The 17,447-nt window shown below is 69.9% G+C and carries 18 protein-coding genes and 1 pseudogene; 13 read left to right on the plus strand and 6 right to left on the minus strand.

Annotated features, from left to right (window positions below):
• Positions 1-120: 120 nt before the first annotated feature.
• A complete protein-coding gene (locus NLX83_RS24200) occupies positions 121-804 on the minus strand; it encodes a hypothetical protein (protein WP_254237414.1) in 684 nt (227 codons plus the stop codon).
• A 120-nt stretch (positions 805-924) separates the two neighbouring features.
• On the opposite strand from NLX83_RS24200, the gene NLX83_RS24205 reads away from it, so the two are divergent.
• Both NLX83_RS24205 and NLX83_RS24210 read left to right on the plus strand, forming a co-directional pair.
• Positions 925-1,341, plus strand: coding sequence for a hypothetical protein (locus tag NLX83_RS24205; protein WP_254237415.1), 417 nt, complete (start codon positions 925-927; stop codon positions 1,339-1,341).
• 40 nt (positions 1,342-1,381) lie between these two features.
• A complete protein-coding gene (locus NLX83_RS24210) occupies positions 1,382-2,416 on the plus strand; it encodes an alpha/beta hydrolase (protein WP_254237416.1) in 1,035 nt (344 codons plus the stop codon).
• A 15-nt stretch (positions 2,417-2,431) separates the two neighbouring features.
• On the opposite strand, the gene NLX83_RS24215 is transcribed toward NLX83_RS24210, so the two are convergent.
• Positions 2,432-2,881: a MarR family winged helix-turn-helix transcriptional regulator gene (locus tag NLX83_RS24215; RefSeq protein ID WP_254237417.1), complete on the minus strand. Its 450-nt coding sequence runs from the start codon at positions 2,879-2,881 to the stop codon at positions 2,432-2,434.
• A 55-nt stretch (positions 2,882-2,936) separates the two neighbouring features.
• On the opposite strand from NLX83_RS24215, the gene NLX83_RS24220 reads away from it, so the two are divergent.
• Both NLX83_RS24220 and NLX83_RS24225 read left to right on the plus strand, forming a co-directional pair.
• Entirely contained in the window at positions 2,937-3,965 is a 1,029-nt protein-coding gene (locus NLX83_RS24220) for a bifunctional NAD(P)H-dependent oxidoreductase/GNAT family N-acetyltransferase (RefSeq protein ID WP_254237418.1), read from the plus strand.
• A 9-nt stretch (positions 3,966-3,974) separates the two neighbouring features.
• Positions 3,975-4,664: pseudogene (locus tag NLX83_RS24225) on the plus strand (methylenetetrahydrofolate reductase); the annotation flags it as partial.
• A 51-nt stretch (positions 4,665-4,715) separates the two neighbouring features.
• Here NLX83_RS24225 and NLX83_RS24230 read toward each other — a convergent pair.
• Entirely contained in the window at positions 4,716-5,288 is a 573-nt protein-coding gene (locus tag NLX83_RS24230; protein ID WP_254237475.1) for a hypothetical protein, read from the minus strand.
• Between the two features lie 146 nt (positions 5,289-5,434).
• Positions 5,435-6,850, minus strand: a complete 1,416-nt coding sequence (locus tag NLX83_RS24235) for a KamA family radical SAM protein (protein WP_254237419.1) — start codon at positions 6,848-6,850, stop codon at positions 5,435-5,437.
• 78 nt (positions 6,851-6,928) lie between these two features.
• Between NLX83_RS24235 and NLX83_RS24240 the strand changes: the two genes are divergently transcribed.
• Genes NLX83_RS24240 through NLX83_RS24260 form a run of 5 tightly spaced genes read left to right on the plus strand, consistent with a single transcriptional unit; the run spans position 6,929 to position 12,345 of the window.
• The gene (locus NLX83_RS24240) at positions 6,929-8,023 is read left to right on the plus strand and encodes an L-erythro-3,5-diaminohexanoate dehydrogenase (RefSeq protein ID WP_254237420.1); all 1,095 of its coding nucleotides are present in this window, start codon (positions 6,929-6,931) and stop codon (positions 8,021-8,023) included.
• Positions 8,024-8,028: 5 nt separating this feature from the next.
• Positions 8,029-9,636 (plus strand): amidohydrolase, encoded by a 1,608-nt coding sequence (locus NLX83_RS24245; protein WP_374118801.1) that lies wholly within the window; start codon positions 8,029-8,031, stop codon positions 9,634-9,636.
• A complete protein-coding gene (locus NLX83_RS24250; RefSeq protein WP_254237422.1) occupies positions 9,633-11,213 on the plus strand; it encodes a lysine 5,6-aminomutase subunit alpha in 1,581 nt (526 codons plus the stop codon). Before NLX83_RS24245 ends, NLX83_RS24250 begins: the two co-directional genes overlap by 4 nt.
• Positions 11,210-11,953, plus strand: coding sequence for an OAM dimerization domain-containing protein (locus tag NLX83_RS41950; protein WP_254237423.1), 744 nt, complete (start codon positions 11,210-11,212; stop codon positions 11,951-11,953). Before NLX83_RS24250 ends, NLX83_RS41950 begins: the two co-directional genes overlap by 4 nt.
• The gene (locus tag NLX83_RS24260; protein ID WP_254237424.1) at positions 11,953-12,345 is read left to right on the plus strand and encodes a hotdog domain-containing protein; all 393 of its coding nucleotides are present in this window, start codon (positions 11,953-11,955) and stop codon (positions 12,343-12,345) included. Before NLX83_RS41950 ends, NLX83_RS24260 begins: the two co-directional genes overlap by 1 nt.
• A gap of 428 nt (positions 12,346-12,773) precedes the next feature.
• Here NLX83_RS24260 and NLX83_RS24265 read toward each other — a convergent pair whose 3' ends face one another.
• Positions 12,774-13,490 carry a TetR/AcrR family transcriptional regulator C-terminal domain-containing protein gene (locus NLX83_RS24265; RefSeq protein WP_254237425.1) on the minus strand — a complete coding sequence of 239 codons (717 nt, stop codon included), beginning with the start codon at positions 13,488-13,490 and terminating at the stop codon, positions 12,774-12,776.
• A gap of 99 nt (positions 13,491-13,589) precedes the next feature.
• Here NLX83_RS24265 and NLX83_RS24270 point away from each other — a divergent pair, with 99 nt between their 5' ends.
• Complete coding sequence (locus NLX83_RS24270) at positions 13,590-14,741, plus strand: serine hydrolase domain-containing protein (protein ID WP_254237426.1); 1,152 nt, start codon at positions 13,590-13,592, stop codon at positions 14,739-14,741.
• A 10-nt stretch (positions 14,742-14,751) separates the two neighbouring features.
• The gene (locus tag NLX83_RS24275; protein ID WP_254237427.1) at positions 14,752-15,705 is read left to right on the plus strand and encodes an MBL fold metallo-hydrolase; all 954 of its coding nucleotides are present in this window, start codon (positions 14,752-14,754) and stop codon (positions 15,703-15,705) included.
• Here the strand turns inward: NLX83_RS24275 and NLX83_RS24280 are convergent.
• Positions 15,651-16,232, minus strand: coding sequence for a helix-turn-helix domain-containing protein (locus NLX83_RS24280; protein ID WP_254237428.1), 582 nt, complete (start codon positions 16,230-16,232; stop codon positions 15,651-15,653). The genes NLX83_RS24275 and NLX83_RS24280 overlap by 55 nt on opposite strands.
• A 46-nt stretch (positions 16,233-16,278) precedes the next feature.
• Here NLX83_RS24280 and NLX83_RS24285 point away from each other — a divergent pair, with 46 nt between their 5' ends.
• Both NLX83_RS24285 and NLX83_RS24290 read left to right on the plus strand, forming a co-directional pair.
• Positions 16,279-16,806 (plus strand): GNAT family N-acetyltransferase, encoded by a 528-nt coding sequence (locus tag NLX83_RS24285; RefSeq protein ID WP_308209365.1) that lies wholly within the window; start codon positions 16,279-16,281, stop codon positions 16,804-16,806.
• A gap of 167 nt (positions 16,807-16,973) precedes the next feature.
• Positions 16,974-17,312, plus strand: a complete 339-nt coding sequence (locus tag NLX83_RS24290; RefSeq protein WP_254237429.1) for a hypothetical protein — start codon at positions 16,974-16,976, stop codon at positions 17,310-17,312.
• The last annotated feature ends 135 nt before the right edge of the window (positions 17,313-17,447 follow it).

The raw sequence follows: 17,447 nt of genomic DNA on the forward strand, positions 1-17,447 counted from the left end.
ATCCCGACAAGAGTACGAAACGGGGATTTGGGCTGCCCAGCTGAGGTTTTGCGGGAGGGGGCGGTGGGCGTGCGGTCGTTGGTGACGGCTTGTGGAACGTGGCCTGGGCCGCACGCTGTGTTATTTGGCGAGCAGTTCCTCGGCGACCTTGGCGACGACGTCCTTGGCGATCTCCTCGGGGAAGGGGGAGTCGCGGAAGAAACCCTTGTCGTGGCCCCAGTACTTGATCAGGTAGTACACGGCACCCTTGCGCGCCACCAGGTTCGCCTCGGTCATGGACGTCTGCAGCGAGGTGGCGTCCACGAACGTGGCCTCCTCGGCGCCCGCCAGCTGCCGGTCCATCCCGAGTGGACTCGTGGCGGCGCTGCGGTAGGCGTTGCGGGCCTGCTCGACGTCGCGTTCGGGCAGGCGGTTGGAGCCGCGGAAGTCGTAGACGTGGATCTGGAGCTTGCGGGTGTCCTTGCCGTCCTTGCCCGCGGTCTGTTCCCAGAAGCAGTTGCTGTGCTTCATGCCGCGCGCCCTCGGTGGCTCCCCGGCCAGGCGGAAGCTGCTGACCTTGGCCTGCTGCTTGAGTTCGGCGCTGATGTCGCACTGCGCCACCGGCTGTCCACCGGGCCCGCCGCCCGGCATCTCCGCGTAGTCGAGGTAGAACGCGCCGATGACGCCCGCGACGACCAGGACGAGCACACCGGCGATGACGCCCACGACGAGGCCGGTGCGCTTCTTCCGCGGGGGCGGCGGTGGCTGCTGGGGCCAGCCGGGGTACTGCTGCGGGGGCTGCTGCCAGTTCGACGGCGCGTTCACGGTGGTCAACGTGGCGAGCGCGAGCCGGATTGTCAAATTCGGCGAGCCCGACGCGCTGAACCGTCCACTATGGATCGAGCGCGTGTCCCGTGAACATGGCTCACGCTAAGATCGTTGTTCGTGGCGACTCCCCGGATTCGAGCGACTGACGCCGGCAGGACCCTGGACGACCCGTCCGAGGAGCAACTGCACGACCTGCTCGCGGACATGAACCTGCGGTGCAACTTCGTTGTCGTGGAACGGCTTTCGGCTGATCCGGACCCGGAGCGCGTCCACTACATCCAGGTGGCTTTGCGGGCGGAACCGAACTACGGGAGCTATCAGGTCGAGTACCGCGAAGGCGGGCCGTCCGACCACTTCCAGACGACGGTGCCGCGCACGTCCGACTGGGGCAGCGTCTACGACCGCGGGTTCGACAAGGTCGTGGAGGTGGTCTGCGACTGGGCCGCGGGGCGGACGAACTGGCGCACCGCGCTCGCCTGGGAACCCTGGGATCCCACCCGTTCAGCCGATCACGCGGATAATCCCGTTATCTAGAATCGGGCGCGGCCTTCCCCGTACTGCTCAAGGAGCGGTGATGCGTCTTCGCTGGCGCGTGTCGATCGTGGCCGCATGTCTGGCTTCCCTGCTCAGCCCGGTCCCCGCCGCCGCGAGGGGCGAGCCGGTGTGCCAGGAGTTCGACCAGACCGTGCCGGTGTTGCTGGGCCAGTCGCGGGTGCGCGGGACGCTGTGCGTGCCCGGGTCGACGAAGACGGTCGTGGTGATGGTGGCCGGTTCCACCTACAACGGAACCTACTGGGATTTCCCGTACCAGCCGGAGAAGTACAACTTCCGCAGAGCCATGAACGCGGCCGGTCACGCCACCGTCGTGGTCGACCGGCTGGGCACCGGCGGCAGCTCGGTGCCGCTGGGCGCGCAGCTGACCACCTTCGTCCAGGCGGGCGCGGTCCACGAGGTGATCCAGTCCTTGCGGGCGGGCCGGATCGGGGGCAGGGCGTTCGGCAGGGTGATCCTCGCCGGGCACTCACTGGGCTCGACCGTCGTCATCCTGGAGTCGGCCACGTACCGGGACGTCGACGGCGTGGTGGTGACCGGGCTGACCCACCACCTCAACCTGGTGACCGCGGTCAAAGTGGTCGCCTCGATGTATCCGGCCGCGCTCGACCCCCAGCTGCGCGGCCGCAACCACGATCCGACCTACTTGACCACGCAGCCCGGCAAGCGCAAGGAACTGTTCCACGATCCGGGGCAGGTCGATCCTGGCGTCGTGGCGGTGGACGAGCGGACCAAGGACGTCTTCGCCGCGACCGAGGCCGCGGATGCGGTCGGCGTTGCCGTCGTCTTGCCGTACTCCGCGCGGATCACCGCTCCGGTGCTTCTCGTGCTTGGCGGCTCGGACCCGCTGCTGTGCGGTCTGGCCGCGACGAACTGCACGAGCGCGCAGACCGTTCTGGCCTCGGAACGGCCGTACTACGCGGGATCTCCGTGCGTCAGCGCTTACCTGCAACCGGGCGCCGGGCACGACGTGAACCTGCATCCCCTTGCGCCCCAATACCAGCAGCGCGTGCGGACGTGGGTGGACCAGGTCGTGGCCGGTCCGTTGCGCTGCTGAGGTCGCAGGAGCGTTTCACCCGGGCAGGTCGGCGATCCGGGTCGACAGCGCGCGCAGCATGGCGAGCTCGTCCGGGCTGAGGTGGTCGAGGAAGCGAGCGCGCACGGAAGCGACGTGGTGCCGGGCAGCTTCCTCCAGCACCAGGGAACCGCCGTCGGTCAAGCAAAGGATGCAACCCCGCGCGTCCTCGGGATCGGGGTCCTTCTCGATGAGCCCCCGGCCCTGCATGCGCGTCGCGTGGTGGGACAACCGGCTGCGCGACCACTCCATCTTGGCGGCCAGGTCCTTGAGCGCCCACCGGCGATTCGGCTTCTCCGACAACGTGCTCAGGACCTCGTAGTCCGCCGGGGACAACCCCGAGTCCCCGGCCAGGTCCCGGCCGATCCGCGCGGGCAGCGCCGTCAGCAGGCGCCGGAACGCGCGCCACGCCAGTTCCTCGTCCTCGCTCAGCCACGCGGTGTCCATGGCGCCAGCCTACAGTCATTGACATGTCATCGAAAGTCCGCGTAGCTTCGATGACATGTCAATGAAACCGCTGACCGTGCTCGTCATCGTCGCAAGCACCCGCCCCGGGCGGCTCGGGCCCGCGATCGCCGACTGGTTCGTCCGGGCCACACAGCCCGAAGCCGGGGTCACCGTCGACGTCGCGGACCTGGCCGAGATCGGGCTGCCGTTGTTCGACGAGCCCGAGCACCCCTCCAGCGGCGTCTACGTCCACGAGCACACCCGCGAATGGAGCCGCCGGGTGGCCGCGGCCGACGCGTTCGTCGTGGTCACGCCCGAGTACAACTACGGCATGCCCGCGGCGTTGAAGAACGCCTTCGACTTCCTCTACCACGAGTGGGCGTGGAAACCGGTGGGCTTCGTCAGCTACGGCAACACCTCGGCGGGCACCCGCTCGGTGCAGATGGCCAAGCAGGTCGTCACCACTTTGAAGATGATGCCCATCGGCGCGACCGTCGCCCTGCGCCTGGCCGACAGCACTCACGAAGGGCGGGTGCTCGAATCGGCGGAGCGGGACGAGACCGCCCGCGGCGTGCTGCGCGAGCTGAGCCGGGTTGCCCGGGTGATGCGGCCACTGCGCCTCAGCGACGACCCCGATGACCCCGGGCCGGTCGCGGTTCAGCCGGAGGACCTGCCTGAACTGCTTGTGCTGCAACGGTGTTGCTGGGTGCAGGAGGCCGTCGCCAACGACACTCTCGACCTCGCTCCGCTTCGGGAAACCCTGGAGGAGCTGCACGCTTCGACTTCGAGCTGGCGGCTGTGGTGCGTGCGCAGGCACGGACGGCTCATCGCCGCGGTCCGGGCTCGCCGCAACGGATCGGAGTGGCTGATCGGTCGCCTGATGGTGGCTCCGGACCAGGCGGGCAACGGCATCGGCTCGCGGCTGCTGTCCTTCGTCGAAGCGCAGGCTCCCGCGGAGGCCACGCACCACGCCCTGTTCACCGGCCGCCGCAGCACCCGCAACATCGACTTCTACACGCGCGCCGGGTACGTCCTCGCCGATGCCCCGGACGACAGCACCGTCCGCCTCACCAAGCAGCGATAAGGTCCGGGCATGGCTGATCGTCGTTTCGAGCTGATCTGTGAGGTCGAGCCGCCCACCCGTCCCGACCTGACCAGGGTGCGGCACCAGATCGGCGTGTTGAGCCCGATCGCCGACTCGTTCCTGATCCCCGACAACCACATCGGCCGTGCGACGGTGTCCAGTGTCGCGGTCGCTCATGAGGTGCAGGCCATGGGCGCGCGTTCCATCGCCTGCCTGAATTCGCGGGACCGTAACGTGCTGGGCTTCCGGCGCGATCTGCTGACGGCCGCCGCGTACGGGGTGGAGCGGTTCTTGTTCGTCTACGGCGACAAGCCCACCGCGGGCGGCCGGACCAGCGAGCTGACCGTCCGGACGATGATCGAGCAAACGCGGACGGCCTCGGCGGACCCGGCGTTCGGCGACTGCGCTCCCTTCCAGGCCGGGGTGACCTCTGGGCTGCGTCCGCTCCCCGGGTGGAAGAGCGCGGCCGACTTCGTCTTCGTCCAGGTCAGCTACTCGGTGGAGAACCTGTTGCGCTGGCGGGAGAGCGTGTCGCTGGACGTGCCGGTCTACGCCGGAGTGATGGTGCTGGCCAGCGCGGGCATGGCCCGCAACCTCGCGGCCAAGATCCCCGACATCGACATCCCGGAGCAGCTGGTCGCCGCCGTCGAACGCGACCGCGACGCCGGTGTCGAGGCGGCGTGCGAACAGATCCTGGCCATCCGCGACAGCGGGCGCGTTCGACGGCGTGCACCTGGTCCCGGTCAGCCGCTACCGGCAGGTCGCGGCCGTGCTCGAACGCGAGCTCTGAGCCTGGAAGTCCTCGGCGGCGACGTGCCGCTCGCGCCCGGCCCCGTAACCGACGACGGCCATGACGAGGCTGATGGCGCCGAGCAGAGCGAGGGGGAGCACCCATCCGCCGGTGGCGTCGTGCAGGACGCCGAGCAGGAGCGGACCGGCCGCGGCGACGAGGTAGCCGATGGACTGGGCCATACCGGCGAGTGCGGCCGCTTGGCCGTGGTCGGCGGCGCGCTGGCTCTGGAAACCGAGGGCGAGGACCAGGCAGACACCTCCGCCGAGGCCCAGCACGGAGACGGCGAGGACGGGCTCGACCAACAGGCTTTCCAGCGAGGCCAGGTCGGCTTCCGAACGGTGGGCGGCGGCAAGGGAAGACGCGTGTTCCTCCAGGATCGCGCGCAGTCCCAGTACTTCTTCCCTGCGCGCGGCGGCCGCGCGTCGTTGCAGCACGGCGCTCAGTTCGCTCGAGGAACGCACATACGTGCCGTCGCCGACCCGCGCTTCCAACAGCCCCAGGTGCACGAGCGCGCCCAGCGCCTCGCGCATCGTCGACCGACCCACGCCGAACTGCTCGACCAACGCATGTGCTCACCCAGGTCGGGATGAGCACCGCCGACTCGCCTCGGCTCGTCCACCGACGACTGACAAGGAGAAGGCCGGGCGGATGAGTTCCGCCCGGCCTGCGCCGTGGATCACGCGTCCTTGTTGTCCTCCCACCACTTCTGGCCCGTGTCGGGCAGAGTGGTGATCGGGTCGTAGTACGGGTAGCGGCGGTCCAGCGCCTCGCCGTCGGACAGCTCGATGCCGGTGCGGTAGTTCTTGGTCCAGTACGAGATGCCCAGCTCGCGGTCGTACTCGGCGAGCTGGTGCACCCAGCGCTTCCCGACGTAGGGCACGTCGCAGACGATGCGCGGCGTGGCGTATCCCGGCAGGTAACCCATGATCGCGTGCTGGAGCTCCTGCGCCTCCCACACCGCGACGCGCCAGTGCTCGGCGTTGGGGATCATGTCGCACATGTAGAAGTAGTACGGCAGGATGCTCGCTTCCCCTTGCAGCGCAAAGCAAAGGTCGAGCAGCGCCTTCGGATCCGCGTTGACGCCGCGCATCAGCACGCCCTGGTTGCGGACGTCGCGGACGCCGACCTCCAGCATCGCCCGCGCGGCTTCGGCGACCAGGGGCGTGACGGACTGGACGTGGTTGACGTGGGTGTGGATCGCCAGGTTCACGCCACGCCGCCGGGCGGTGCGCCCGACGCGCTCCATGCCCTCGACCACGGTCGGCTGGATCCAGTGCTGCGGCAGCCCGGCGAGCGCCTTGGTGGCCAGGCGGATGTCGCGCACGGTCTCGATGTCCAGCAGCCGCATCAGGAAGGACTCCAGCTGCCGCCACGGCACGTTCGCCACGTCGCCGCCGGAGACCACCACGTCCCGCACGCCCGGGGTGCGCTTGAGGTAGTCGATCATCTGGTCCTGGCGGTCCACCGGCTTCAGCGAAAGCTTGTGCTTGTCCACCTGCGGAGTGGAGTTGCCGACCAGGTCCATCCGGGTGCAGTGCCCGCAGTACTGCGGGCACGTCGAGAGCAGCTCCGCGAGCACCTTGGTCGGGTAGCGGTGAGTCAGCCCCTCGACCACCCACATCTCCGCCTCGTGCAGCGAGTCGCGGGAGGAGTGCGGGTGGGACGGCCACTCCTGCTCGCGGTCGGAGGCCACCGGGATCATGTACCGGCGGATCGGGTCGGCGTAGAACGCCTCGGTGAACTCCTCCGGTGACGCGGCGCCGTCGGGCACCATCGTGTTGATCATCTGCGGCGGCACCAGCATGGACATGGTCGCCAGCTGCGCCTGGTCGGCGGCGAGGTCGTCGTAGAACCGCTCGGTCAGCAGGTCGCCCATGAGGGCGCGCAGCTGGCGCACGTTCTTCACGCACGACACCCGCTGCCACTGCGCGTCCCGCCACTGTGCCTCGGTGATGTGCTTCCAGCCGGGGAACCGGCGCCAGTCGGGCTCTCGCAGCTCCTGCCGGACGTACTCGTACGGCTGGCGCGCGCTGTGCTCGATGGCCTCCGAGACCGTCGTGCTGGCAGAGACACCGTCGTGGACCGCAGTCATAACTACTCCTCGCCCTCAAGACGACGTAAAGATATGCTGCCAGAACGCAGCGATGGCGTAAATCTTACGGAGGTTAGCGTGACCGAGGCCGGTTCCCCGAGTCAAACGCCGGGCCAGACCTCGCCGTTCGGACTGCACCGGGTGGTCGAACCGGCGGGGGTGCTCCCGCAGCAGGCGTGGCGCCTGGACGCCGACCCCGTGCCGGGCCGGGACGAGGTCGTGATCGACGTCGAGCGGCTGAACCTGGACGCGGCCTCCTACCGCCAGCTCCGCGAGACCCACGGAACCGGTCCTGAGCTGCGCAAAGCGGTGCTCGACATCGTCGCCGAGCGCGGCAAGATGCAGAACCCGGTGACCGGCTCCGGCGGCATGCTGCTGGGCACCGTGCGCGAGGTCGGGCCGGAGTCCCCGCTCGGCCTCAAACCGGGCGACCGGGTGGCCACGCTGGTGTCGCTGACGCTCACCCCGCTGCGCATCGACGACCAACTTTCGGACTGGGACGGTCAGGGGGAGCAGGTCCCGTGCAAGGGCACCGCCGTGCTCTTCGGCCGCTCGATCGCCGCCGTCCTGCCCGACGACGTGCCCGACCTGCTCGCGCTGTCCGTCTTCGACGTGTGCGGCGCGCCCGCGCTGACCTCGCGCGTCGTCGGTCGTCGGGCAGAGCTGCTTGCAGGCTCGCCCCATGGTCACGGGGACGTGTCAGTTTTGATCTTGGGCGGGGGCGGCAAGTCCGGGTCGCTGTCGCTGGCCGCCGCGCGGCGGGCCGGGGCGAAGCGGCTGGTCGCGCTCGTGCCGTTCGAGTCCGAGGCGGAGGTCGTGCGCGCGTCCGGCCTGGCCGACGAGGTCGTGGTCGCCGACGCGCGAGACCCGATCGCGGTGCTCAACGCAGTCGGCGAGACGGTCGACGTGACCGTGGTGTGCGTGGACGTGCCCGGCTGCGAGCACGGCGCGGTGCTGGCCACCAAGGACGGCGGCACCGTCATCTTCTTCTCCATGGCGACCTCGTTCTCCGCGGCCGCGCTCGGCGCCGAAGGGTTGGCCGCCGACGTCGAGATGCTGGTCGGCAACGGCTACGTCCCCGGCCACGCGGCGTTCGCCCTGGAGCTGTGGCGCGCGGAACCCGGGGTGCGCACGGTGTTCGAGGCGCGCGAACGGCAGACTTCCCGATCATGACGCGCATGAAGCTCCCGACCCTGCTGCACGGTGGCCGCATCCACAGCCAGGCCAGTTCGGACGCGACCGCGATGGCCGTCGAAGGCGACACCATCGTGTGGGTCGGCCAGGACGCGGTCGGTAAGGCGCTCTACCGCGACGCCGAGCAGGTCGACCTCGCGGGCGCGTTCGTCACCCCGGCGTTCGTCGACGCGCACGTGCACGCGACCTCGGCCGGGCTCCAGATCGAGGGCCTGGACCTGGCGGGATGCGGCTCGCTCACGGAGTGCCTGGACGCGGTGCGCCGGTTCACCACGGCCAACCCCGGCGCCTTGGCGTGGGGCCAGGGCTGGGACGAGACGAAGTGGCCCGAGGGGCGCCCGCCGACCCGCGCGGAGCTGGACGTCGCGGCCGGGGGAGAGGCGGTCTACCTCTCGCGGATCGACGTGCACTCCGCGCTCGCGAGTTCGGCGTTGATCGACCGCGTGCACTCGACGCGCGATGCGGTCGGGTGGTCCGCGGACGGGCCGCTGACCCAGGAAGCGCATCACCACGTCCGCCGAGCCGCACAGCGTTCGTTGACCGCGAGCCAGCGACGCTCCGCGCAGACGGCGTTCCTGCGGCGCGCGGCGGCGAACGGCATCGCTTCGGTGCACGAGTGCGCGGGGCCGGACATCTCCAGCGCCGAGGACCTCTCCGAGTTGATCGAACTGTCCACTGTGGAGGATGTTCCCGAGGTCATCGGATATTGGGGCGAGCTGAACGCCTTCGAGACGGCCAAGGAACTCGGAGTCCGCGGACTCGCCGGTGACCTGTTCGTGGACGGGGCGATCGGTTCGCGCACCGCCGCGTTGTGCGCGCCGTACACCGACCGCTCCGACACCTCGGGCGCGCTGTACCTCCGTGCCGACGACATCGCCGAGCATCTGGTCGGGTGCACGCGCGCCGGGTTGCAGGGCGGGTTCCACGTGATCGGTGACGCGGCGGTCGCCGAGGTCGTCGAAGGCTTCGCGCTCGCGGAGAAAGTCGTTGGGGCGCATGCGCTTTCGGCCGGACGGCACCGTTTGGAGCACCTGGAGATGGTGACCTCGGAGCAGGCCGAGCGGCTCGCGGCGTGGGGTGTCACGGCGTCGATGCAGCCGCTGTTCGACGCGGAGTGGGGCGGCGCCGAGGGCATGTACGCGCAGCGGCTCGGGCTGCCGCGTGGTGCTCAGCTCAACCCGTTCTCCCAGCTCGCCGCCGCCGGGATCGTGCTCGCGTTCGGCTCCGACGTGCCGGTGACGCCGGTCGCGCCGTGGGCCACCGTGCGCGCCGCTGTGCACCACCGCACTTCCGGGCTCGGCGTGTCACCGCGTGCGGCGTTCACCGCGCACACCCGCGGTGGGTGGCGAGCGTGCGGTGTCAACGACGGCGTCACCGGGACGATCAAGCCGGGTGCTCCGGCCACCTATGCGGTGTGGGAAGCCGGTGAACTCGTCGTCGCCGCGCCGGACAACCGCGTGCAGCGGTGGTCCACCGACCCGCGCTCCGGTGTTCCCGGGCTGCCGCGGCTGGACGTGGACGCACCGTTGCCGCGCTGTACCCGTACTGTCCGAAGTGGACGGACGATCTATGACGGAGGCTCAAGCCAATGACAAGGGCGTTGTTGGGACTGGACCAGGGGACTGTCGCGAGGGCGAGGGAACTGGCGGCGGCCGCGGCCGCCCCGGTGATCGAGCTCGCCAAGGCGCACACCACCGTCGCCGTCGAGCGCGCGACGCTGCGACTGGCCGGGATCACCGGAGCGGACAGCACGCACCGGGCGGGCGACGTGCCGTGGGTGAACCGGGTCGTCGACACCGTTCGTGACCACTGTGGACTGGAACAGGGCTCCCTGCTGCCGGTGTTCCACGCGTTGCGCGAGCACGACCTCGGCACGCTGACCGAACTGGCCGAGGCGACTGCCGCCGGGCAGGTCCGGTTCGCGCTGCCGGAGGGCAAGGACCGCGATCGGGCCGCGAAGGCCGCGCGATCGGCCGTGGGCAAGGGAATGCGGCAGGTCGACCGCAGCAGGGCGCAGCGGGCGAAACTGGTCGAGAAGATCGGCGACCCGCAGCAGCGGCCGTGGATCTACCTGATCGTCGCGACCGGCGACATCGACGAGGACGTCGTGCAGGCGTGCAACGCGGCGCGCGCCGGGGCCGACATCATCGCGGTGATCCGCTCGACTGGACAGTCCCTTTTGGACTACGTCCCGGAAGGCGCGACGCACCGCGGGTTCGCGGGCACCTACGCCACCCAGGAGAACTTCCGGATCATGCGGGCGGCGCTGGACGAGGTGAGCAAGGAGGTCGGCCGCTACATCCGGCTGACCAACTACGCGTCCGGGCTGTGCATGCCGGAGATCGCCGTGCTCGGCGGCCTCGAACGGCTGGACATGATGCTCAACGACTGCATGTACGGCATCCTGTTCCGCGATATCAACCCGATCAGAACCTTTGTGGACCAACGGTTCTCGCGCCAGGTGCACGCGCGCGCTGGCATCATCATCAACACCGGCGAGGACAACTACCTCACCACCGACGACGCCGTGGACGCCGCGCACACGGTGACGGTCTCGCAGCTGCTCAACGAGCGGTTCGCGCACGAGGCCGGGCTGCCGGACGAACTGCTCGGGCTCGGGCACGCGTTCGAGATCAACCCCGACCTGCCGGACTCGTTCCGGATGGAGCTGGCGCACGCGCTGCTGGCCCGCGAGGTCTTCCCGGACGCGCCGCTGAAGTGGATGCCGCCGACCAAGCACATGACCGGCGACGTGTTCCGCGGTCACCTGCTGGACGGCTTCTTCAACCTCGCCGGTGTCCTGACAGGACAGAGCATCCTGCTCGTCGGCATGATGACCGAGGCCGTGGTGACGCCGTTCCTGTCCGACCGCGACCTCGCCGTGGCCAACGTGCGCTACGTGCTCAACGCCGCGGGCAACCTCGCCGAGGACTTCCGCCCCGCGCCGGACGGCTTCATCGTCAAGCGCGCGCACCTGGTGCTGGACGAGGCCGTCGGGCTGCTGGAGCGCATCGGCCGCGACGGCCTGCTGAAGGCGATCGCCGAGGGCACGTTCGGCTTGATGAAGCGCCCGCCGGAGGGCGGCAAGGGCGCGGACGGCGTTGTGGTCAAGGCGGAGGAGTACTACAACCCCGCCATCGAGATGCTGGAGACGGGAGCCACCAAGTGACTTCTCGTTACGTCCGTCCCTACGGCGACACCACCGGCGACGGCATGGTGCAGATGTCGCTGACCGTGCCGGTGCCGCACGGCCCCAAGGCGGAGGGCGCCGCCGCGCAGCTCGCCGCGAAGATGGGCATCGAACCCGCGATGGTGGTGCACTCGCACGCCATCGGCCCGGACTTCACCTTCGTGGTCGTCTACGGTTCGGTGAAGCACCTGATCGACCTCGACGAGGTCAAGGTCGTCGAGCGCGAGTACCCGCTGCTCAGCCCGACCGAGATCAACACTTCGGTGAAGAAGTCGTTGCGGCGCAAGATGGTCGTGGTCGGCGCGTGCATCGGCACCGACGCGCACACCGTGGGCATCGACGCGATCCTCAACATCAAGGGCTTCGCCGGGCAGAAGGGCCTTGAGTACTACCGCGAGCTGCGCGTGGTGAACCTCGGCGCCCAGGTCGCCGTGCCGGACCTGGTGAAGCGCGCCCGTTCCGAGAAGGCCGACGCGGTGCTCGTGTCCCAGGTCGTGACGCAGCGCGACGCACACCTGTTGAACACCAAGGAGATGGCCGCCGCGTTCCGCGAGGCGATGGGCGAACGACGCCCGCTGCTCGTCGCGGGCGGCCCGCGCTTCGACCCGTTGCAGGCGGGCGAGCTCGGCGTGGACCGCGTCTTCGGGCGTGGCACCACCCCCGGCGAGGTCGCGAGCTTCCTCGTACACGCTATGTCCCACAAGGAAAAGGTGGCTTGATGTCGCTCGTCGAAGGCTTCACCGTGACGCACCGCCGGTACGTGCCGTACGCGCACGCGCACTACGGCGGGAACCTGGTGGACGGTGCGTACAGCCTCGGGCTGTTCGGCGATGTGGCGACCGAGCTGTGCATCCAGACCGATGGCGACGAGGGCCTGTTCGCCGGTTACGCCAACGTCGAGTTCCTCGCGCCCGTCCGCGCCGGTGACGTGGTCGAGGTGGCCGCGACGCTCACCCGCATCGGAAACCGTTCGCGCACAGTGGCTTTCGAGGCCCGCGTGGTGTGTCGCGCAGCCCCCGACCGCGGCCCGTCCTCCGCCGACGTCCTCGACCCGCCCTTGGTGGTCACCCGCGCCACCGGCACCGTGGTCGTCCCCATCGCCACGACATGACCGCCTCCACGTAGCCGGAGAACCCCGTTTCGTACTCATAACGGCCATTGAGAGCGCTCTTTACCCCGCTATGAGTACGAAACGGGAATTTGCGGTTCACATCGCGGAGGTTCAGCGGGTACGGGCGATGTGGCGCATGCACGTAGTTTACGCGAGCGAGCGCCCTGTCGCGGACCAAGCCGTGTCCCGAAGCGCTCCCCAACGTTCGTGACACCACCGCCCGTGCTCTCCCCCGAAACATCAGCTGGGCAGCCCAAAATCCCGTTTCGTACTCAAAACGGGTTTTTGGAGCGCTCTTTTTCCCGTTATGAGTACGAAACGGGATTTTTAGGCGGCGCGCGCGGGGGATGGGGTGTGCGGGCGGGTGGAGTGCATGGGCGGAGTTTACTTGGTAGGCGGAGTGCGGGCGGGCTTGTGGGGCTTGGGGGTTAGGAGGGGCGGCGGGGTTGGAGGCCGTCGAGGATGGCGTTGAGGCCGTAGGTGAAATGCTCGTCGCGGGTCTGGCGCATGTCGTCTACGCGACCGGCGGCGACGTGCGCGCGCAGGTGCGGGTAGGGCTCGGCGGCCTTCACCGCGGCGGGGGCCAGTTCGGCGACCCACTCCCGCTCGTCCTGGCCGCTGCGCGCCAAGGAGGTCAGCCACGCGGCCTCGCTGACGCCCATGCCGATCACGAAGGCCATCACGGCGCTGATCGCCTTGTCGGCCTCGACGGGACCGAACTCGCCCGCGCCCTCGAACAGGGCGAGCATGCGGTCGTTGAGCCGCATCACGTTGGGGCCCAAGTAGGACAGGCCGACCTGGCCGAGCAGTGACGCGATCCACGGGTGCCGCAGGATCATCGCGCGCACGCTGCCCGCGCACGCGGTGACGGACGCGCGCCAGCCCTCGGAGCCGTCGGGTACCTCGATCTCGCCGTAGACCTCGTCCACCACGAACTCGATCAGCTCGTCGCGGTTGGTCACGTGCCGGTACAGCGAGGTGGCCGCGGTGCCCATGCGCGTGCCGAGCGTGCGCATGCTGAGCGCCTCGACGCCCTCGGCGTCCAGCAGCTTCACCGCCTCGGCCACGATCTGCTCCCGGCTCAGGGTCTCCCGCTGCCGCCGGGGGCGGGTCCACGCCGACGCGATCTTCGGTTCGTCCGCCATCCACCGAGCGTAGCGCACGGTGTGCGCCTCTTGCGTACGCCGAGACCGTCTGCGTACAGTGTTCGCAACAAGGGAACAGTGTTCGCAAGGGAGAACGAGATGCGTGAACTGCTCGCCAAGAACGTCGAGTCGGGGGCCTTCCCCGGGATCGTCGCGCTGGTCGACCACGCGGGGGAGACCCGGGTCGAAGTGGCCGGGACGCTGCACGTGAACAGCACCGAACCGATGCGCCGGGACACGATGTTCCGGATGGCCTCGGCCACCAAGCTGGTCACGGCCGCCGCGGTGATGGCCCTGGTCGAGGAGTGCAGGCTGCGGCTGCACGACCCGGTCGACGAGTTGCTGCCGGAGCTGGCCAACCGCCGCGTGCTGACCAGCATCAGCGCCGACCTGGACGACACCGTGCCCGCGCACCGGCCGATCACCGTGTGGGACCTGCTGACCTTCACCTGGGGATTCGGTGCCGTGTTGGCCCCGCACGGCAGTCACCCGATCCAGGCCGCCATGACGGAACTGGGCATCGGCAGCGACGGCACCACGCCGAGCGCCATGCAGCCGGACGAGTGGATGCGCAGGCTCGGCACCCTGCCGCTGATGCGTCAGCCGGGGGAGAAGTGGCTCTACAACACCGGTTCCGACGTCCTCGGCGTGCTGATCGCACGCGCCTCCGGCAAGTCCTTCGGCGAGTACCTGCGCGAGCGGTTGCTGGAGCCGCTCGGCATGTGCGACACCGGATTCTTCGTGCCGGAGGACAAGATCCACCGCCTGCCGACGAGCTACGCACATGACCCGGAGACCGGCGGGCTGGTCGTGTGGGACGAGGCGAAGGGCGGCAAGTACAGCAGCCCGCCGCCGTTCGAGGTGGGCGGGGACGGCCTCGTCTCCACCGCCGACGACTACCTGGCGTTCTACCGGATGCTGCTCAACAAGGGCACGCACAACGGCGAGCGCGTCCTGTCGCGCGCCGGGGTCGAGCTGATGACCGGTAACCACCTCACCGCCGAGCAGATGGACGGCAACGTCTTCAGCGACCACGGCGGCTTCGGCCTCGGCATGGGTGTGCGCACCGTGCGCCGCGGCCACGCCTCGATCGGCCAGTTCGGCTGGGACGGCGGCCTCGGCACCTCGACGCAGGCCGACCCGGAGCGGCAGCTCACCGGCATCCTGCTCACCCAGGTCGCGCAGGACAGCCAGGACACGCCCCGCCTGATCAAGGACTTCTGGACCACCGCCTACCGGGAGATCGACTAGGTTCGGCCGGGTGACGGACGTGCGGCGGATCGCCGAGGACGTGTGGGCGTGGGTCGGACCCGGGCGCGGCTGGGGGTGGAGCAACGCCGGAGTCGTTGGCGGACAAGGACAAGCGCTGCTCGTCGACACGCTCTACGATCTCCGGCTGACCCGGGAGCTGCTCGCGTCCGCGGACAAGGTGCTCGACGGGCGCCCGATCACCGACGCCGTCAACACCCACGCCAACGGTGACCACTGCTTCGGCAACGAGCTGCTGGGTGCCGACGTGCGCATCCACGCGGCCCGGGAGACCGTGCCCGGGATGCACGAAGCCCCGCCGCACTACATGGCCGCGATCCTCCAAGCCGATCTCGGGCCCGTGCTCACGCCCTACATGCAGAAGGCGTTCGGGCCGTTCGCGTTCGACGAGATCACGCTGCGCGAGCCGAACGCGCTCTTCGACGGCAGTCACACCCTCGACGTCGGCGGGCGGGCGGTGCACCTGCACGACCTCGGGCCCGCCCACACCGAGGCCGACACGGTCGTGCACGTGCCCGACGCCGGAGTCCTCTTCGCCGGGGACCTGTTGTTCGTCGAGTCCACGCCGATCATGTGGGCCGGGCCGTCCCGCACCTGGATCGCCGCCTGCGACCGCATGATCGCGATGGACCCGGCGGTGGTGGTGCCCGGCCACGGCCCGATCACCGGGCAGGACGGCATCCTGGCGATGCGCGGCTACCTCTCGCACGCCTTCGAACACGCCCAGGCGGCGCACGCGCGGGGCGAGAGCGTCGAGGAGGCGGGGCTGGGCTTCGACAGGCCCCTACGCCGGGTGGGAGAACCCGGAGCGGATCGTGATCACGATGCACGCGCTCTACCGCGAGCTCGACCCGGCGTGGCCCGTGGTGGACTCCGTGACGATCTTCCAGATCATGGCCGAGTGGGACCGCCGCCGCGGGGGCGCATGATCAGCGCGGTGATGTAGTAGGAGCACGGCTCCGGTCCGGGGTTGGCGAAGCCGTGCACGACGTCCGCCGCGAAGTACGCCGAGTCGCCCGCGGTCAACGTCAGCCGCTGTTCGTCCACGGTGAGCACGAGGGTGCCTTCCTGCACGACCACGTACTCGTGCGAACCGGACGCGTAGGCGGGGAAGTCACCCGCGTCGCAGCCCGGGGGCAGCTCGGTGCGCAGGAGTTCGACGTTCACCCCGGGCACCACGGGCGACAGGATGGTGCGCCGCCAACCGCCGGGGTGGTCGGAGACGTCCTGGTCGGCCGCGCGCCGGACGATCACGCGGTCCTGCGCGGGTTCGGTGACGAGCTTGGCCAGCGGGACGCCGAGGCCGTCGGCGATGCGGGAGAGCACCGTGACGGTCGGCGCCTTCGCCGCGCGCTCCACCGAGGACAGCATGCTCACGCTCACCGAGCTGCGGTCGGCCAGCTCCTGCAGCGTCAGGCCGCGTTCCGCGCGCAGCTCCTGCACGCGTTCGCCGAGAACTCCCAGGTCCAGCATGTGCGCTATAGTAGATGCAGTTCTCCTATAGCGAAACGGAGGGGTCGTGGAGATTCGTCAGGCGTGGCCGGGTGATCTCGGGGCGGTCGGGCAGATCTACGGGCACCACGTCACCGGCGGTGTGGCCACCTTCGACGAGCGGCCGCCGAGCCTGGCCGACTGGCGGAGCGCCTACTGGAAGATCGCCGCGACCGGGCTGCCGTTCCTGGTGGCCGAGGACGACGGCCGGGTCGTCGGCTACGCGCTCGCCAAGCCCTGGCGCGACCGGCCCGCCTATCGCGCCACCGCGGAGGAGTCGATCTACCTCGCCCCGGAGGCCGCGGGTCGCGGTGTGGGGACCGCGCTGCTCACGCGGCTGCTCGACGACTGCGCGCGGACCGGGATCAGCGAGGTGCTCGCCGTCGTGGTGGACACCGGTGACCCCGCCTCGCTGCGGCTGCACCGCCGGTGCGGCTTCGTCGAGACGGGCCGCCTGGCGCGGGTGGGGCGCAAGCACGGCCGCGTGCTGGACACCGTGCTCTTGCAGTGCTCGCTGGAAAGCTGGTCGAGCCGCGCGCTTCTGGGGAGCGCCTGAAACCGAACTTGACTAGGTAAAACCCGGATTGGGCTGTCCGGGTGACCCCCACCCGCCGTTGGCCGCTCGGCACCGACAGCTCGTCGCGCCGTACCGGCTGTTTGCCACGCGCGCAAGATCCACTCGACAGAATTGGCCTGTCGCCGAGCGCGTGGGACGGGAGCCAGATGAGCGTGGAGCGGGTGTCACAGCAGCCGTCGCGGCCCAGTCCGGCCGTGCTCGCCCCGCGCCGCCGCCGCGTCCACCTCGGCCCGGCGGGTCGAGGTCCGCGCCCGGTGAGCGCGATCCCGGTGCGGCGGCCCGCCGTCCGCAAGCGCAATGCCTGCTTCCTCGCCCCGCTGGTCCGCCGCACCCGCCGCTGGTCACCCGCGATGCGGCAGGCGGTGTTCACCATGGTGCCGCTGATCACCTTCGGCGCGGTCTCCATGCTCGCGGGCCCCGCCGTCGCCGCGATCATCCTGGCGTCGCTGTTCGGCGGTGCCGCGCTCTGCCGCTGGCACGGCTGAGCCACTTCGGCCGGGCCAAATCCGGGGATGCCGCTCACCGCTCCGCCACTGCGGCTCGGCGGCCGTTTGCGCCACTGGCAAGCGCGACCGGCAAACCGCCCGGTCAGGTGCGCAGGCGGCGTGTTCAGCTGTCTC

Origin of the sequence: Allokutzneria sp. A3M-2-11 16 (assembly GCF_024213555.1) — a bacterium.
In the GTDB taxonomy this organism is placed as follows: domain Bacteria; phylum Actinomycetota; class Actinomycetes; order Mycobacteriales; family Pseudonocardiaceae; genus Allokutzneria.

Excerpts from the sequence above, each read along its gene's own strand:
- NLX83_RS24210 (WP_254237416.1), top strand. The coding sequence starts at position 1,382 with ATGCGTCTTCGCTGGCGCGTGTCGATCGTGGCCGCATGTCTGGCTTCC.
- NLX83_RS24215 (WP_254237417.1), bottom strand. The coding sequence starts at position 2,881 with ATGGACACCGCGTGGCTGAGCGAGGACGAGGAACTGGCGTGGCGCGCG.
- NLX83_RS24220 (WP_254237418.1), top strand. The coding sequence starts at position 2,937 with ATGTCAATGAAACCGCTGACCGTGCTCGTCATCGTCGCAAGCACCCGC.
- NLX83_RS24230 (WP_254237475.1), bottom strand. The coding sequence starts at position 5,288 with ATGCGCGAGGCGCTGGGCGCGCTCGTGCACCTGGGGCTGTTGGAAGCG.
- NLX83_RS24235 (WP_254237419.1), bottom strand. The coding sequence starts at position 6,850 with ATGACTGCGGTCCACGACGGTGTCTCTGCCAGCACGACGGTCTCGGAG.
- NLX83_RS24245 (WP_374118801.1), top strand. The coding sequence starts at position 8,029 with ATGAAGCTCCCGACCCTGCTGCACGGTGGCCGCATCCACAGCCAGGCC.
- NLX83_RS24250 (WP_254237422.1), top strand. The coding sequence starts at position 9,633 with ATGACAAGGGCGTTGTTGGGACTGGACCAGGGGACTGTCGCGAGGGCG.
- NLX83_RS24260 (WP_254237424.1), top strand. The coding sequence starts at position 11,953 with ATGTCGCTCGTCGAAGGCTTCACCGTGACGCACCGCCGGTACGTGCCG.
- NLX83_RS24265 (WP_254237425.1), bottom strand. The coding sequence starts at position 13,490 with ATGGCGGACGAACCGAAGATCGCGTCGGCGTGGACCCGCCCCCGGCGG.
- NLX83_RS24270 (WP_254237426.1), top strand. The coding sequence starts at position 13,590 with ATGCGTGAACTGCTCGCCAAGAACGTCGAGTCGGGGGCCTTCCCCGGG.
- NLX83_RS24280 (WP_254237428.1), bottom strand. The coding sequence starts at position 16,232 with ATGCTGGACCTGGGAGTTCTCGGCGAACGCGTGCAGGAGCTGCGCGCG.
- NLX83_RS24290 (WP_254237429.1), top strand. The coding sequence starts at position 16,974 with ATGAGCGTGGAGCGGGTGTCACAGCAGCCGTCGCGGCCCAGTCCGGCC.